The sequence below is a fragment of the Klebsiella sp. CB_Kp196 genome, from assembly GCF_040061575.1.
Lineage (GTDB): Bacteria > Pseudomonadota > Gammaproteobacteria > Enterobacterales > Enterobacteriaceae > Klebsiella > Klebsiella michiganensis.
This window is the reverse complement of the sequence record NZ_JBEAFH010000033.1, coordinates 200927-217618: the sequence shown is the minus strand read 5'-3', so window position 1 is coordinate 217618 and position 16692 is coordinate 200927. Positions and strand designations below refer to the sequence as shown.

At 57.8% G+C, this 16692-nt stretch carries 13 protein-coding genes and 1 pseudogene; 7 read left to right on the top strand and 7 right to left on the bottom strand.

The genetic code is table 11. From position 1 onward, the window contains the following. Nucleotides 1-110 precede the first annotated feature (110 nt). Together metC and yghB are read left to right on the top strand one after the other, a co-directional pair. Nucleotides 111-1298: a cystathionine beta-lyase gene (gene metC / locus ABLU87_RS07790; protein ID WP_004854212.1), complete on the top strand. Its 1188-nt coding sequence runs from the start codon at nucleotides 111-113 to the stop codon at nucleotides 1296-1298. Nucleotides 1299-1430: 132 nt separating this feature from the next. Then, nucleotides 1431-2090, top strand: a complete 660-nt coding sequence (yghB, locus tag ABLU87_RS07785) for a DedA family general envelope maintenance protein YghB (protein WP_004125241.1) — start codon at nucleotides 1431-1433, stop codon at nucleotides 2088-2090. A gap of 44 nt (nucleotides 2091-2134) precedes the next feature. On the opposite strand, the gene ABLU87_RS07780 is transcribed toward yghB, so the two are convergent. Continuing rightward, nucleotides 2135-3034: an AraC family transcriptional regulator gene (locus tag ABLU87_RS07780; protein WP_014226863.1), complete on the bottom strand. Its 900-nt coding sequence runs from the start codon at nucleotides 3032-3034 to the stop codon at nucleotides 2135-2137. Between the two features lie 196 nt (nucleotides 3035-3230). Here ABLU87_RS07780 and yqhD point away from each other — a divergent pair, with 196 nt between their 5' ends. The 3 genes from yqhD to ABLU87_RS07765 all read left to right on the top strand — a co-directional run bounded on the left by yqhD (nucleotide 3231) and on the right by ABLU87_RS07765 (nucleotide 5908). Further along, a complete protein-coding gene (gene yqhD, locus ABLU87_RS07775) occupies nucleotides 3231-4394 on the top strand; it encodes an alcohol dehydrogenase (protein WP_032692877.1) in 1164 nt (387 codons plus the stop codon). Between the two features lie 132 nt (nucleotides 4395-4526). Continuing rightward, nucleotides 4527-5354 carry a 2,5-didehydrogluconate reductase DkgA gene (gene dkgA, locus ABLU87_RS07770; protein ID WP_046877669.1) on the top strand — a complete coding sequence of 276 codons (828 nt, stop codon included), beginning with the start codon at nucleotides 4527-4529 and terminating at the stop codon, nucleotides 5352-5354. A gap of 98 nt (nucleotides 5355-5452) precedes the next feature. Further along, nucleotides 5453-5908, top strand: coding sequence for an HIT family protein (locus ABLU87_RS07765; protein ID WP_025105926.1), 456 nt, complete (start codon nucleotides 5453-5455; stop codon nucleotides 5906-5908). A gap of 153 nt (nucleotides 5909-6061) precedes the next feature. Here ABLU87_RS07765 and ABLU87_RS07760 read toward each other — a convergent pair. From ABLU87_RS07760 to ABLU87_RS07735, 6 genes and pseudogenes are all read right to left on the bottom strand, one after another. Beyond that, nucleotides 6062-8275 (bottom strand): annotated as a pseudogene (locus tag ABLU87_RS07760) (YgiQ family radical SAM protein); the annotation flags it as partial. A 30-nt stretch (nucleotides 8276-8305) separates the two neighbouring features. Then, nucleotides 8306-9718: a cell division protein FtsP gene (gene ftsP, locus ABLU87_RS07755; protein ID WP_004854230.1), complete on the bottom strand. Its 1413-nt coding sequence runs from the start codon at nucleotides 9716-9718 to the stop codon at nucleotides 8306-8308. An 84-nt stretch (nucleotides 9719-9802) separates the two neighbouring features. Beyond that, nucleotides 9803-10540: a 1-acylglycerol-3-phosphate O-acyltransferase gene (plsC, locus tag ABLU87_RS07750; protein ID WP_004125254.1), complete on the bottom strand. Its 738-nt coding sequence runs from the start codon at nucleotides 10538-10540 to the stop codon at nucleotides 9803-9805. A 192-nt stretch (nucleotides 10541-10732) separates the two neighbouring features. Then, nucleotides 10733-12991: a DNA topoisomerase IV subunit A gene (parC, locus tag ABLU87_RS07745; RefSeq protein WP_014226868.1), complete on the bottom strand. Its 2259-nt coding sequence runs from the start codon at nucleotides 12989-12991 to the stop codon at nucleotides 10733-10735. A 122-nt stretch (nucleotides 12992-13113) separates the two neighbouring features. Next, nucleotides 13114-13983: an AraC family transcriptional regulator gene (locus ABLU87_RS07740; protein ID WP_009651841.1), complete on the bottom strand. Its 870-nt coding sequence runs from the start codon at nucleotides 13981-13983 to the stop codon at nucleotides 13114-13116. Nucleotides 13984-14060: 77 nt separating this feature from the next. Next, entirely contained in the window at nucleotides 14061-14468 is a 408-nt protein-coding gene (locus tag ABLU87_RS07735; protein ID WP_122117134.1) for a YgiW/YdeI family stress tolerance OB fold protein, read from the bottom strand. Nucleotides 14469-14618: 150 nt separating this feature from the next. Between ABLU87_RS07735 and qseB the strand changes: the two genes are divergently transcribed. Both qseB and qseC read left to right on the top strand, forming a co-directional pair. Continuing rightward, the gene (gene qseB / locus ABLU87_RS07730; RefSeq protein ID WP_014226870.1) at nucleotides 14619-15278 is read left to right on the top strand and encodes a quorum sensing response regulator transcription factor QseB; all 660 of its coding nucleotides are present in this window, start codon (nucleotides 14619-14621) and stop codon (nucleotides 15276-15278) included. Continuing rightward, nucleotides 15275-16624: a quorum sensing histidine kinase QseC gene (qseC, locus tag ABLU87_RS07725; RefSeq protein ID WP_032720253.1), complete on the top strand. Its 1350-nt coding sequence runs from the start codon at nucleotides 15275-15277 to the stop codon at nucleotides 16622-16624. Before qseB ends, qseC begins: the two co-directional genes overlap by 4 nt. The last annotated feature ends 68 nt before the right edge of the window (nucleotides 16625-16692 follow it).

Below are 16692 nucleotides of genomic sequence, written 5' to 3'. Positions count from 1 at the left end.
CTGACCCCGCCGTTGATAAAATTTTTACCTGTATCCGCCGCGACCCGGTACATCAACGGGCATTCATGTTAGTTTAGACGTCCAGACGTATAAAAACAGGTTATCTGAACATGGCTGATAAACATCTTGATACTGCGCTGGTTCACGCCGGGCGCAGCAAAAAATACACCCTGGGCTCGGTAAACAGCGTCATTCAGCGCGCCTCATCGCTGGTTTTCGACACCGTCGAAGCGAAAAAGCACGCGACGCGCAACCGCGCCAAAGGCGAGCTGTTCTACGGGCGTCGCGGGACGCTGACCCATTTCTCCCTGCAGGAAGCGATGTGCGAGCTGGAAGGCGGCGCCGGCTGCGCCCTCTTCCCCTGCGGCGCGGCGGCGGTCGCGAATACCATTCTGGCGTTCGTCGAGCAGGGCGACCATATTCTGGTGACCAACACCGCCTATGAGCCTACCCAGGATTTCTGTACGAAAATTCTCGCCAAACTCGGCGTCACCACCGGCTGGTTCGACCCGCTCATCGGCGGCGATATCGCCCGTCTGGTGCAGCCGAACACCCGCGTGGTGTTCCTCGAATCCCCCGGCTCCATCACCATGGAAGTCCATGATGTTCCGGCGATCGTCGCGGCGGTACGTCGCGTCGCTCCCGAAGCCATCATTATGATCGACAACACCTGGGCGGCGGGCGTGCTGTTTAAAGCGCTGGAGTTTGGTATCGATATCTCCATTCAGGCCGGCACCAAATATCTGATCGGCCATTCCGACGCGATGGTGGGTACCGCCGTGTCCAATGAGCGCTGCTGGGCGCAGCTGCGCGAAAACGCCTATCTGATGGGGCAAATGGTGGATGCCGATACCGCCTATATGACCAGCCGCGGCCTGCGCACCTTAGCGGTACGCCTGCGTCAGCACCATGAAAGCAGCCTGCAGATTGCCGAATGGCTGGCGCAGCATCCGCAGGTGGCGCGCGTGAATCATCCCGCCCTGCCCGGCAGCAAAGGCCATGAGTACTGGAAGCGCGACTTCACCGGCAGCAGCGGTCTGTTCTCTTTCGTGCTCAATAAACGCCTGACCGACGCCGAACTCTCCGCTTATCTGGACCACTTCAGCTTGTTCAGCATGGCCTACTCCTGGGGCGGCTTTGAATCGCTGATTTTAGCCAACCAGCCGGAACACATTGCCGCAATCCGTCCTGATGCTGAAGTTGATTTCAGCGGCACGCTGATTCGCCTTCATATCGGGTTAGAAAATGTTACCGATCTGCTGGATGATTTAGCGGCGGGCTTCGCGCGTATCGTGTAAAGTGACGGTCAGTGGCAACAATAGCGGACGTTTTTTAGAAAAACGGCCGCTTTAGTTGCGCCCGGGATCAAGGTGCCCGAGCCTCTTCAGGAGTACACTAGACAAAAAACACGGTACCACTTAGGAAAGTCCATGGTTGTCATTCAAGAAATTGTCGCCGCGCTGTGGCAGCATGATTTTGCCGCGTTGGCAAACCCCCACGTTGTGGGCGTTGTATATCTGGTCATGTTCGCAACCCTGTTTCTGGAAAACGGTCTGCTGCCCGCCTCATTTTTACCGGGCGATAGCCTGCTGCTGCTCGCCGGGGCGCTCATCGCCAAAGGCGTAATGGACTTTGTACCTACGGTCGCCATTTTAACCGCCGCGGCCAGCCTCGGCTGCTGGCTGAGCTATATCCAGGGGCGCTGGCTGGGTAACACCGTTACGGTTAAGCGCTGGCTTGGGCATCTGCCGCATAAGTACCATCAGCGGGCAACCTGCATGTTTGACAAACACGGCCTGCTGGCGCTGCTGGCCGGGCGTTTCCTGGCGTTTGTTCGCACCCTGCTGCCCACCATGGCGGGCATTTCCGGGCTGCCAAACCGCCGCTTCCAGTTCTTCAACTGGCTGAGCGCGCTGCTGTGGGTTGGCGTAGTCACCGGTCTGGGCTATGCGCTGAGCATGATTCCCTTCGTTAAGCGCCATGAAGATCAGGTTATGACCTGCCTGATGATTCTGCCTATCGCGCTGCTGATCGCCGGGCTGCTCGGTACGGTTATCGTGGTGATTAAAAAGAAATACTGTAACGCCTGATCGTTTACCGGGGCGGCGCGAATTCGCCGCCCTTACATCGTTCGTCACATCCCCTGAATCGTTCTGATACGCGCCGCATCCTCCCCCGGCGTCATGCCGAAATAACGCTTAAACTCGCGGCTGAACTGCGACGCGCTTTCATACCCCACCCGCATCGCCGCCGCGCTGGCCTTCATACCATCGTGGATCATCAGCATGCGCGCTTTATGCAGGCGATAGGTTTTCAGGTACTGCAGCGGGGAGGTGCTGGTGACTGATTTAAAGTTATGGTGGAACGCCGAGACGCTCATATTCGCTTCCGCCGCCAGCTGATCGACGCTGAGGTTCTCTGTGTACTGGCTTTCAATGCGCTTCAATACGCGGCTAATCAGGCTGAAGTGGGTCTGACGACTGACCAGCGCCAGCAGCGCCCCCCCGCACGGCCCGGTCAGCACGTGATAGAGAATTTCGCGGATAATCTGTTTGCCAAGAATGCGCGCGTCCAGCGGGCGCTCCATGACATCCAGCAGGCGCTCCGCCGCGCACAATATCTCTTCGGACAGTACCGCAGAGTTGATCCCGCTCGACGCCATGGACGGCTGAAACTGCTCATCTTCCCCGATATCCATCAGCAGTTCTTGCAGTTGAAGAATATCGACGTTCAGCCGTATTCCCGCCAGCGGGACTTCCGGAGTGGCGAAGGTTTCGCATTCAAACGGCAGCGGTACCGTCAGCAACAGATACTCATTGGTGTCATAGCGAAAGGTACGCTCGTTAATGTAGCCAATTTTATGCCCGGAAAAGAGAAAAACGATCCCCGGCTGATACATAACCGGCGTGCGCGTCCCCGGCTGGGTACCGTACAGCAGGCGAATATCCGGCAGCAGAGCATTAAGCATTTCTTCTTTATCTTTCAGCTGATTAACCTTATGCGTTAATAGCTGGCATATCTCAGCGCGGTTCATTTATCGTGCTTCTCCGAACGTTTTTATACCTTCGCATTGTGCGCACTTCCGGCGAATTTCTCCAGCCCCAAGGAGAAATGGGCAAGACAACGGCAGGAATGTGCATTGAGGGGAACGGCCCGCGGGAACACAATGTCCGTCATCTGGCAGAGGTATTGTCTCTGTTGGCGGTTTTATCTATTTGAGGGCACCAGCCATGAATAATTTCGACCTACATACCCCAACCCGCATTCTGTTCGGTAAAGGCGCGATTGAAAATCTGCGCGATCAAATCCCGGCGGATGCACGCGTGCTTGTCACCTACGGCGGCGGTAGCGTGAAGAAAACCGGCGTGCTTGATCAGGTTCTGAGCGCGCTGAACGGCATTGACGTTCGGGAATTTGGCGGCATCGAGCCAAACCCGTCCTACGAAACGCTGATGAACGCGGTGAAAATCGCGCGTGATGAAAAGATCACTTTCCTGTTGGCGGTGGGCGGCGGCTCCGTTCTCGACGGCACCAAATTCATCGCCGCGGCGGCCCACTATGCGGCCGATAGCGATCCGTGGGAAATCCTCGAAACCTACGGCAGCAAAGTGGCCAGCGCTATCCCGATGGGCTCCGTGCTGACGCTGCCGGCGACCGGTTCCGAATCCAATAAAGGCGCGGTGATCTCGCGTAAAACCACCGGCGACAAACGCGCGTTTATGTCCACCCACGTCCAGCCGGTGTTCGCTATTCTGGATCCGGTTTACACTTACACCCTGCCGCCGCGCCAGGTGGCTAACGGCGTCGTTGACGCATTTGTCCATACCGTTGAGCAGTACGTCACCTATCCGGTCGACGGCAAAATCCAGGACCGCTTTGCCGAAGGTATTCTGCTGACCCTGGTGGAAGACGGCCCGAAAGCGCTGAAAGAGCCGGAAAACTACGACGTTCGCGCCAATATTATGTGGGCGGCCACCCAGGCGCTGAACGGCCTGATTGGCGCAGGCGTGCCGCAGGACTGGGCGACCCATATGCTCGGCCACGAGCTGACCGCCATGCACGGTCTCGATCACGCCCAGACGCTGGCTATCGTTCTGCCGGCCCTGTGGAATGAAAAACGCGATGCTAAACGCGCCAAGCTGCTGCAGTACGGCGCCCGCGTCTGGAACATCACCGAAGGTTCCGAGGAAGAGCGCATTGACGCCGCCATCGCCGCAACGCGTGATTTCTTCGAACAGATGGGCGTCCCGACGCGCCTTTCCGCCTACGGTCTGGATGGCAGCTCCATCCCGGCGCTGCTGGCGAAACTGGAAGAGCACGGCATGACCCAGCTCGGTGAAAATCAGGATATTACGCTGGACGTCAGCCGCCGTATTTACGAGGCTGCGCGCTAATCAACGCCCTCTCCGACGCGTAAACTCGCGCAAAGGAGAGGAGTTTAACTACCGTTTTTAGCTATTTCGTCCAGACTTAATGCTACCCCTCGGCGGAATTTATTCCGCTGAGTTCATTAACAGGAGGAAGGCATGACACATCCAACCGTTATAAAACTACACGACGGCAACCTGATGCCGCAGCTGGGGCTCGGCGTGTGGAAAGCAGGCAACGAGGAAGTCGTCTCCGCCATTCATAAGGCGCTGGAAGTCGGTTATCGCTCGTTTGACACCGCCGCCGTGTACCAGAATGAAACCGGCGTCGGCAATGCGTTAAGCAGCGCAGGCGTCGCCCGCGATGAGCTGTTCGTCACCACGAAACTGTGGAATGACGATCAAAAGCAGCCCAAAGAAGCGCTGCAGGAAAGCCTTAAAAAACTGAAGCTCGACTACGTCGACTTATACCTCATTCACTGGCCGGTTCCGGCAACTAACCATTACGTCGACGCCTGGAAAAGCTTAATTGAGCTACAGCGGCAGGGGCTGGCAAAAAGCATCGGCGTCTGTAATTTCCAGGTTCATCATCTGCAAAAAATCATCGATGAAACCGGCGTCGCTCCGGTGATAAACCAGATTGAACTTCACCCGCTGATGCAGCAGCGCCAGCTTCACGCCTGGAATGCGACGCATAAGATCCAGACCGAGTCCTGGAGCCCGCTTGCGCAGGGCGGCGAAGGGGTATTCGATCAGAAAATTATTCGTCAACTGGCGGATAAATACGGTAAAACCCCGGCGCAGATCGTTATCCGCTGGCATCTCGACAGCGGCCTGGTGGTGATCCCGAAATCGGTGACGCCATCGCGCATTGCCGAGAATTTTAACGTCTGGGACTTCCGTCTTGATAAAGATGAATTGAGTGAAATCACTAAACTGGACCAGAACAAACGCCTGGGGCCAGACCCGGATCAGTTCGGCGGTTAACCTTTCCCGCTCCGTCGGCTTCCGGCGGAGCATCGCTTTGCTATCCGGCTAAAACCACGTACATTCAGGGTTTATTGCAATCAAATGGATGCGTGCTGATGAGCTGTATTTTCTGCCAAATTGTTGAGGGGAAAGCCCCCTGCCATAAGGTGTGGGAAGATGAACACCACCTCGCCTTTCTCTCTATTTTCCCTAATACCGACGGTTTTACGGTCGTGATCCCGAAGAAGCACTACCCCAGCTATGCGTTTGATATGCCGCCGCAGGCATTGGCCGATCTGGTGCTGGCGACGCAGAAGGTGGCGAAGCTTCTGGATAAAGCCTTTGATGACGTGGGCCGTACGGGGATGTTTTTTGAAGGCTATGGCGTTGATCATGTCCACAGCAAACTCAGCCCGATGCACGGCACCGGGGATATGACCCAATGGCGGCCTATCGAGTCGCGTCAGACTAAGTTTTTTGCGCAATATGAAGGCTATCTCTCCTCCCACGATCATGAGCGGGCGGATGATGAAAAGCTGGCGGCGCTGGCGGCCAGAATCAGAGAAGCCTAGCCATAGAATTTGCTTTGCCGTTTGGCAAGCGGCTGCCCGGGCCCGGAATTATCAGGCCCGGTCAGCGAAGCGCCAGCGGGCAATGCAGCCGAATTAACGACCGGCGACCTTACCGCGTTTTACGGGCTTCTTCGCCGTCGCCCCGCCGTTCGAGCGCTGGTGCACAATCGGCGTATGCTTGGTCAGCGCCGGACGGGTATGGCGGTTCTGGCGACGCGCTTCGCGCATTTCGTCGATCGTCGGCGCCGGTACCAGGCAATCGCGACGGCTGCCGATCAGGTGCTTTTTACCCATGGTTTCCAGCGCCTGGCGGATCAGCGGCCAGTTGGCCGGATCGTGATAGCGCAGCAGCGCCTTGTGCAGGCGGCGCTGTTTGTCACCCTTCGGCACCACCACATCCTCACTCTTATAGCCAATCTTACCCAGCGGGTTCTTGCCGGTGTAATACATGGTGGTCGAGTTCGCCAGCGGCGACGGATAGAAGTTCTGCACCTGATCCAGGCGGAAACGATGCTGTTTGAGCCACAGCGCCAGATTCACCATATCTTCATCCCGCGTGCCGGGGTGGGCGGAAATAAAGTATGGGATCAGATACTGCTCTTTACCGGCCTGCTTCGAATAGGTATCAAACAGCTGCTTAAAGCGATCGTAGCTGCCCATACCCGGCTTCATCATTTTCGACAGCGGTCCCTCTTCCGTATGCTCCGGGGCAATCTTCAGATAGCCGCCAACGTGGTGGGTAGCCAGCTCTTTGATATAGCGCGGGTCTTCAACGGCGATGTCGTAACGTACGCCGGAAGCGATGAGGATCTTTTTGATGCCTTTCAGGTCACGGGCGCGGCGATAGAGATTAATCGTCGGCTCATGGTTAGTGTCCATATGCGGGCAGATATCCGGATAAACGCATGACAGGCGGCGGCAGGTCTGCTCGGCGCGCGGCGACTTGCAGCGCAGCATATACATGTTGGCCGTTGGGCCGCCAAGATCGGAAATAATGCCGGTAAAACCGGGAACCGTGTCGCGAATCGCTTCGATTTCATTGATGATCGAATCTTCGGAACGGCTCTGAATAATACGCCCCTCATGCTCGGTAATTGAGCAGAAGGAACAGCCGCCAAAACAGCCGCGCATAATGTTAATCGAGAAGCGGATCATCTCGTAGGCCGGAATGCGGGCATCGCCGTATGAGGGATGCGGAACGCGCTTATACGGCAGGGCAAACACGCTATCCATCTCTTCGGTGGAGAGCGGGATTGCGGGCGGATTAACCCAGATATAGCGCTCGCCGTGCTTCTGCATCAGCGCGCGGGCGCAGCCGGGGTTGGTTTCATGGTGCAGAATACGCGACGCGTGCGCGTAGAGAACCTTGTCGCCTTTCACCTTCTCAAAGGAAGGCAGCAGGACGTAGGTCTTCTCCCACGGCTTCGGACGCGGGGGCTGCACGGTAACGCGCTTCGCTTCCTGTTTTGGCGGCGCGACGGTTTTGTTATCCGCGCACGGCAAATCTTCACCGTACGGATGCGGAATCGGGTCGATTTTCCCCGGCGTATCCAGACGCGTGGAATCCACTCCGCTCCAGCCCGGCAGCGCCTCTTTCACCATGATGGCGGTGTTGCGTACGTCACGAATTTGCCCGATGGGCTCACCGGCGGCCAGACGGTGCGCCACTTCCACCAGCGGACGCTCGCCGTTGCCGAACATCAGCATATCGGCTTTGGAGTCCACCAGAACCGAGCGACGCACGGTATCAGACCAGTAGTCATAGTGCGCGGTACGGCGCAGGCTGGCTTCGATACCGCCGAGGATCACCGGGACATCTTTCCAGGCTTCTTTACAGCGCTGGGTATAGACCAGCGTGGCGCGATCCGGGCGTTTACCGGCAACGTTACCCGCCGTGTAGGCATCGTCATGACGCAGCTTGCGGTCGGCGGTGTAGCGGTTGATCATCGAATCCATGTTGCCGGCGGTGACGCCGAAGAACAGATTCGGTTTACCCAGGCGCATAAAATCGTTTTTATTATTCCAGTCCGGCTGGGAAATAATCCCCACGCGAAACCCCTGCGCTTCCAGCATGCGTCCGCAAATCGCCATGCCGAAGCTCGGGTGATCGACATAGGCATCGCCGGTAACCAGAATGATGTCGCAGCTATCCCAGCCAAGTTGATCCATCTCTTCTCGCGACATCGGCAAGAACGGCGCGGGGCCAAAGCAGGCGGCCCAGTACTGCGGCCAGGAGAAAAGGTCACGATCCGGTTGGATCAGGGATATTGCGCTCATATTGCTTCCGGGGAAATGATAAAAAAATAATCAAAAAGGGCGGCGATTATAAGCCGGAACGATGGAAGAAATGAAGGAGGTTTTTCCAATCCCGGCCGCATGGAACCGGGACAGAATAAATTACGGCGCCGGATTCACCAGAATCTGGCCAATGGAACCCCGGTCGGCAAGCTCCAGCGTCTGGCTTAAATACTGGAACGGGAAGTGCGGCCAGGAGGGCTGATTGTAATAGACCAACAGTTCAACCTGGCCGTCGATCCAGACGGTATCCTTCCAGCCGCGATCTTCCGGGAACGGCGCGGAGCCGTTGACGTTACGCACCTGGAACATGACGCCTTCAATATGGAACGACTGCGGCCGGTCGGCGCGCACAATCCAGCGCTCCCAGGTGCCCTGCTGCGCCGTAATATCGATACGCTGCGGATCCCACAGCTGACCGTTGATCCCCGGATCGTCGCCAAGGGTGATCTCACGGCTGCGAATCGCCGCGCCGGCCAGAATTTCCGTCGGCAGCAAACGCACGGGCAGACTATCGGTCACCAGCGGCAGCAGGCCCGTCGGGCGCAATGTCAGAATCAGCGTGGAGATCAGAATGCTCGACGGCTCGAAGAAGCCGCGAATACGATCGACGATGCTTGCCGCTTCCCCGCAGGTGATCGACACTTCATCGCCGTTGGTCATATCGACCAGAATTTCTCGACGCTCGCCCGGCGCCAGCGACAGCTGCTTCAGCGAAACCGGCGCGGGCAGGAGCCCCTGGTCACCGGAAATCACGTGCAGCAATCGGCCATCGCTCATCTGCAGCTGATAGCGACGGGAGTTGGACGCATTCAGCAGGCGCAGGCGCACCCAGCCGCGCGACACCTCAACGAAAGGCCCCTGTACGCCGTTCACCAGCAGCGTATCGCCCACGAAACCACCGCTACCGGGCTCGCTGTATTCAGGCGTACCGAAGTTATCCAGACGCTTGTCCTGAATAATCACCGGAAAATCATCCACGCCGTAGTGATTGGGGATCGGCAGATTCTTACTGACATCATCTTCCACCAGCCACATGCCGGCCAGGCCGTTATAGACCTGTTTTGCCATATGGTTTGGGGTGTTGGCCTGATACCACAGGGTCGCCGCGCTTTGGCGGATTGGCAATACCGGCGCCCAGTCGGCGTTAGCGGACATCATGCGCGCGGCGCCGCCGATCAGCGGACCGGGGACCTGCAGACCACGGATGGTCATCGCCACGTTTTCCGTCAGGCGGTTGCTGTAGATCAGCTTGACATCGTCGCCGTTCCAGACGCGAATGGTTGGCCCCATATAGCGACCGTTAATCCCCCACACCGAGGCGCGGGTACCGGGCGTAAACGACCAGTGCGCGCGCTGTAGCGTCAAGAATAGCGGCTGCCCGCGGCGGGACTCCAGCAGAGGGGGGATCGGCAGCGCAGGCTGCTGGCCAGCGGCCTGTGCCTTCAGCGGCGCGGCGCCCGCGCACAGCGCTACGCCTGAAGCCTTAATGAACTGACGCCGACTGAGTGACATATTAACTCCATGAAATACTGACTAATTAATAAGGGAATTCGTTTCCCGCCAGCAATCCGCGCGCTGTTTGCGGCGTTTCCTGTGTTATTTCTTTGCGGCCGCTTCGCGTTCGGCAACTTCTTTATCCAGCTCAGCGATTTTCGCGGACATCAGCTCGCGGCAGTGCGTGGCCAGCGCGCGAACGCCCTCTTTTCCATACTGGCTGGTATCTACCGGCGGCAGCATTTCTACAATCACCAGACCGTTATTCAGGCGATTGAGATTAATTTTATTCGATGTATTAGACACGCACACCGGAATAATGGGCACGCCAGCCGCGACAGCAGCATGAAAAGCGCCGGTTTTAAAAGGCAGCAAACCGCGGCCGCGGCTGCGGGTCCCTTCCGGAAACATCCAAAAAGAGATATTGCGCTTTTTAAATGCGTTCACGACTTCGGCAATAGTGCCATGCGCCTTTGCCCGGTTATTGCGATCGATCAGCAGGTTCCCCGTCAGCCAGTAGAGCTGGCCGAAAAAGGGGATCCACGCCAGGCTCTTTTTACCCACGGTCACGGTCGGCGGCTGCACGATATTTGATGCCGTCACCATATCATAGTTATTCTGGTGGTTAGCGATATAGATAGCGTTGCCGTAGCTTTCCGCGTCGGCTGGCTTGCGCAGCTCGACTTTCAGGCCGAAGACCGGCGACAGTTTGCCAAACAGGTGGCCGAAGGTGGCGACGTGCTTAGGGTTACGCGGGCTGAACAGACAATAAATACAGCCGAAGATGCAGACCAGAATACAATAGATGACAACGATAATTAGTCGAAAAATAAATAGCATAGCTACCTCTGAAACCCAAACCGCTTAGAATTATACTCGCTGTTTCGCAGATTGCAGGCATCGGGCATCATTGCAAAGCGCGTTGCGCATCTCGAATGACGCTGGCGGATATTGTTCATCGCAATGCCTGAATAAACAACGATTTTGCGGTAAATATTAACCTCCCCCGCCGAACCGAGGGGGAGGATGCTCCTACTCTTCGCTATCGCCCGCGGAGGCGCGACGCGGTGAATCAATCTCCACCCGGTCAATTTTCTGTAATCCGCGCATCAGAGAGCCGCGGCGGCCGCGCTCGCCGGTGACTTTTTGCAGCTCTTCCGGGCGTAGTTTGATTTTCCGTTTGCCGACGTGAATCGTCAGCGTACTTTGCGGCGGCAGAACGAACAGGTGCGCCAGGCCATCCTGGCCCGCAGCCGCTTCCGCCGACGGAATACTGATGATCTTGTTACCTTTGCCTTTCGACAGCTGCGGCAGGTCGCTCACCGGGAACATCAGCATGCGGCCGGCTGCGGTAATGGCCAGCAGCATATCGGACTCATCCTCAATCACCAGCGGCGGCATTACGTGCGCGTTATCCGGAAGGCTAATCAACGTCTTACCGGCACGATTGCGCGCGACCAGATCGTTGAAAGTACAAATAAACCCGTATCCTGCGTCGGAAGCCAGCAGCAGTTTTTGGTCATCGGCCTCCATCAGCATATGTTCTACCGTCGCCCCCGGCGGCAAGGTCAGCTTACCGGTGAGCGGCTCGCCCTGTCCGCGTGCGGACGGCAGGGTGATCGGGTCAATCGCGTAGCTACGCCCGGTGGTGTCAATAAAGACCACCGGCTGATTGCTCTTCCCTTTCACTGCGGCTTTAAAACTGTCGCCCGCTTTATAGTTCAGCCCCGGCGCGTCGATATCGTGGCCTTTGGCGCTGCGCACCCAGCCGCTCTGCGACAGAACGATGGTGACCGGCTCGGACGGCAGCATATCGTGCTCGCTCATCGCCTTCGCTTCTTCACGCTCGCGCAGCGGCGAACGGCGATCGTCGCCAAAGGCGTCGGCGTCGGCCTGCAGCTCTTTCTTCAGCAGGTTATTCATTTTGCGTTCAGAAGCCAGAATGGCCTGCAGATGGTCGCGCTCTTTTTCCAGCTCGTTCTGCTCACCGCGAATCTTCATCTCTTCCAGCCGGGCGAGATGGCGCAGTTTTAACTCCAGAATCGCTTCCGCCTGAGTTTCGCTGATGCCAAAGCGCGACATCAGGGCCGGCTTCGGCTCATCTTCGTGACGGATAATTTCGATAACTTCATCGATATTCAGAAACGCCACCAGCAAACCTTCCAGGATATGCAGGCGCTTGAGGACTTTTTCCAGACGGTAGCTGAGACGACGGCGCACGGTATCGCGGCGGAAAGTCAGCCATTCCGAGAGGATTTCCAGCAGATTTTTTACCGCCGGACGGTTATCGAGCCCGATCATATTCAGGTTGATACGATAGCTCTTTTCCAGATCGGTCGTCGCGAACAGGTGGTTCATCACCTGCTCCATATCCACGCGGTTAGAGCGCGGGACGATCACCAGGCGAGTCGGGTTTTCGTGATCCGATTCGTCGCGCAGGTCATCCACCATCGGCAGTTTTTTGTTGCGCATCTGGGCGGCGATCTGCTCGAGCACGCGGGCGCCGGAAACCTGATGCGGCAGCGCGCTGATCACCACCGCGCCGTCTTCTTTCGCCCACACCGCGCGCATCCGCACCGAACCGCGGCCATTCTGGTAGATTTTGCGGATCTCGGCGCGGGGGGTGATGATTTCCGCTTCGGTCGGGTAATCCGGCCCCTGTACGATATCCAGCAGATCGTCCAGCGAGGTCTGCGGTTTTTCAATCAGGGTAATGGCCGCCTGAGCGACTTCACGCAGGTTGTGCGGCGGAATATCCGTCGCCATGCCGACGGCAATGCCGGTAGTGCCGTTGAGCAGAATATTAGGCAAGCGCGCAGGCAGCATCTTCGGCTCCTGCAAAGTGCCGTCGAAGTTCGGTACCCAGTCAACGGTGCCCTGCCCCAGTTCACTCAGCAGCAGTTCAGCATACTTCGACAAACGGGATTCGGTATAACGCATCGCGGCGAAGGATTTAGGATCGTCCGGTGCCCCCCAGTTCCCCTGACCGTCAACCAGCGGATAGCGGTAAGAGAAGGGTTGCGCCATCAGCACCATGGCTTCATAGCAGGCGCTATCGCCGTGCGGATGGTATTTACCCAGCACGTCGCCGACGGTGCGGGCGGACTTTTTGAACTTGGCGCTGGCGTTGAGACCCAGCTCAGACATCGCATAGACGATGCGACGCTGGACCGGCTTCAGGCCATCGCCAATAAACGGCAGCGCCCTGTCCATGATGACGTACATGGAGTAGTTCAGGTAGGCGTTTTCCGTAAATTCATGCAGCGCAAGGCGCTCTGCCATATCGCTCATTAATCGTGAATCCTCAATCTGCGTACCGGCCGTTCGGACGGCAAAACTACCGGCGATAATACCCTATCTGACGCCCTGAGTCACAGGGCGTTAGGCTGGTTGAGGAATTCAGTGGACATCCTTCATTTCAGCGGAAGATAAACGTCCGTCTGCAGCTCATGCTCACCGACTTCATGCACGAAAGTGAGGTAGCGAAAGAAAACAGGGAAATCGCGCAGCGACTCTCCCGATGCGGGCAGCCAGTCGCGATAAAGAAACCAGATGCTCTGCGCGAGCGTGTCCAGAGAGCCGTGATGACGCACCACTGCGCAACGTCCGCCGGGGATCTCGCCATTCACCACGCCGAAGCTGTTTTCCGGCACCGGCTGGCTGACCGTACCGCCAATATCGAAACGAAAATCGTCAGCCGGGGTGGCCGCGGGGTCGTCCCAGGAGATTCCCCAGGTTGCGCAGCTGGCGACCGGGGACAGACCGCTCACCTTGCGCCAGGCGATAAACTTCGCGGCGGTCTCATTGACTAAATCAGGGTTGCCGCGATGCCGCAGCCTCGCGATCTGAGTGGTAGGTAGCTGGATTATTTTAACATCCATCGGGTGTTGCTCCTGTAGCGTATGTTTCGGCACACGTCGATGCCATTCCAGCCAGTCCGGCTGTTGACGGAACTGGCTGGGGCTTTGCGCGAAAGCGCTGCGGAAGGCACGGCTGAACGACTCAGGATTCTGGAACCCCGCATCAAGGGCAATATCGATAATCTTTTCCTGTGGATTAAACGCCAGTCGCCAACAGGCGCGACGCAGACGTAGCCACTGGATATAGCGATAGAGCGGTACCCCGCTATAGGCGCTGAATTGCCGGTGAAAATGATACGGCGAGCTGTGGGCTATCGCACTAAGCGTCTCCAGCGACAGCGGCGTGTCCAGATGGCGTTCAATGTACAAGCACACTTGCTGAAAACGCCCGGCAAAGGCCGGGCTTACCTGAGTATCGTTCATCGCATCCTCCCGGAAACATACTCTGACAGAGCGAGGAGTGCGGTTCCTGACCGATCTTGCTTAAGATGATAAGAAAATTATGGCGTGATTTTACGAATCTGCTTTACGTCGATTTCCACTGAGTTCCAGTCTTTATCCACTTCACCCTGAATCTCTACCGTATCCTGCGGGGTCACGGTCACGCCGTTCCAGCGCTTGTGATCGATATCGACGTTCACGGTGCCGGAGCTGTCCTGGAATTTATACAGGTCGTCGGAAATACGCTCCACGATTTTACCGCGCAGGGTCACCCAGGTATCGTCACGCAGGCTTTTCGCATTCGCAACCGTCGTTACGCTCCCGTTCGGGCCAATGAACCCGCCGTTTTGCGTGGTCGTCTGGCTGGTTTGCGTCGAGCCGGGTCCGGAAAATCCGCCCTGCCCGGCGGCCAGTACCTGCATGGAAACTAAGGCGATGATAGCGGTCATTGCGGCGATTTTCTTCATGATGTGTTCTCCCTTTGTGTTTATATCGTCACCATTACACCGGGCAAAACTTAACGACTTCTTAAGCGGAAAAAATAAATTTTATTCCTGTACAGCGCGCGCCGCAACGCGCTTTACTGCGGGAATATCCGAGGGACACAGGAGCAGAAAATGCGCATTTTACTGGTGGAAGACGACAAACTGATCGGTGACGGCCTCAAAACCGGACTGACCAAGCTGGGCTTCAGCGTCGACTGGTTTACCCGCGGCGAAGAGGGCAAAGCTGCGCTGTACCACGCCCCTTACGACGCCATTATTCTGGACCTGACCCTGCCCGGCATCGATGGGCTGGATATTCTGCGCGAATGGCGCGACAAAGGCCGCCACGAACCGGTACTGATCCTCACCGCCCGCGACGCGCTCAGCCAGCGCGTTGAAGGGTTACGTCTTGGCGCCGATGACTACCTCTGCAAACCTTTCGCACTGGTTGAAGTCGCCGCGCGTCTGGAGGCGCTGATGCGTCGCGCCCACGGCCACAGCAGCAGCGAGCTGCGGCACGGCAATGTTGTTCTCGATCCAGGCCGACTCACGACCACGCTAAACGGCGAGAGCCTGCCGCTCAAGCCAAAGGAGTTTGCTCTGCTGGAACTCCTGATGCGCAACGCCGGACGCGTGCTGCCGCGTAAGCTGATTGAGGAAAAGCTCTATAGCTGGGATGACGATGTCTCCAGTAACGCGGTAGAAGTGCACGTCCATCATCTGCGCCGTAAGCTCGGCAGCGGCTTCATTCGCACCGTGCACGGCATCGGCTATACCCTGGGGGATGCATGAAACGACTGGGTAGACTGAGCCTGCGCGTCCGCCTGACGCTGCTTTTTCTGCTGCTGACCAGCGCCGCCTGGGGCATTGCCAGCCTTGTGGCCTGGCAACAAACCGCCGACAAACTGGATAAACTGTTCGATACCCAGCAGCTGCTGTTCGCCCGCCGCCTGAGCGCGATGAATGTTGACGAACTCCATACCCTCGCTCCGCAGGTACGGGAGCAGAAAAAGGTCAAACATGGCCATCTCGATGACGATGCGCTGGCTTTCGCTATCTTTACCGCCGATGGCAAAATGGTGCTTAACGATGGCGAAAATGGCCAGGATATCCAGTGGGGTAACCATCGGGAGGGGTTCAGCGATGGCTACCTGCGCGGCGACGATGACGAGTGGCGCTTCCTGTGGCTTACCACCCGCGACGGTCGCCATCGTATCGCCGTCGGTCAGGAGTGGGATTACCGCCGCGAGATGGCGCTGGATATCGTCACCTCCCAGCTTACGCCCTGGCTGGTTGCGCTGCCGCTGATGTTTTTGCTGCTCATCGTGCTGTTGAGCCGGGAGCTGGCGCCGCTGAAAAAGCTGGCCACCACGCTGCGCGCCCGGGCGCCGGACTCCGCCGAAACGCTAAATAGCGAGAACGTGCCCAGCGAAGTTCGCCCGCTGGTCGACGCGCTAAATCAGCTCTTTACCCGGACGCATGACACCATGATCCGCGAGCGTCGCTTCACGTCCGATGCCGCCCACGAGCTGCGCAGCCCGCTGGCGGCGCTGAAGGTGCAGACCGAAGTGGCTCAGCTCTCAACGGACGATCCGCAAGGGCTGGATAAAGCGCTGGCGCAGCTTCACCAGGGGATCGATCGCGCCACTCGCCTGGTCGACCAGCTGCTCACCCTGTCGCGTCTGGATTCGCTGGCGCAGCTGGACGATCTCCAGACTATCGCCCTTGATGAACTGCTGCAGTCGGCGGTCATGGAGATGTACCACCCTGCGCAGCAGGCCGGCGTTGAGCTACGCCTGCACCTGAACGCGAAAAACATCACGCGCACCGGCCAGCCGCTGCTGCTGAGCCTGCTGGTGCGCAATCTTCTGGATAACGCCGTGCGCTATAGCGCCGCCGGACGCCAGGTCGACATCATCCTTGATGCGGGTGAATTTCGCGTACGCGATAACGGCCCGGGCATCAGCGCCGAGGCCCTGACGCGCATCGGCGAGCGCTTTTATCGCCCTCCCGGCCAGGAACAACCCGGCAGCGGCCTTGGGCTCTCCATCGTCAAACGCATCGCCGCGCTGCACGGGATGACGGCCAGCTTCGACAACGCCCGGGACGGCGGATTCGAGGCGCGCATTCGCTGGTAGCGGCATTATTGCTAAAAAAGCAAAAGACTTTGCACATTTTGCTCATTTTACCGCTTTGCCCTGCGGGG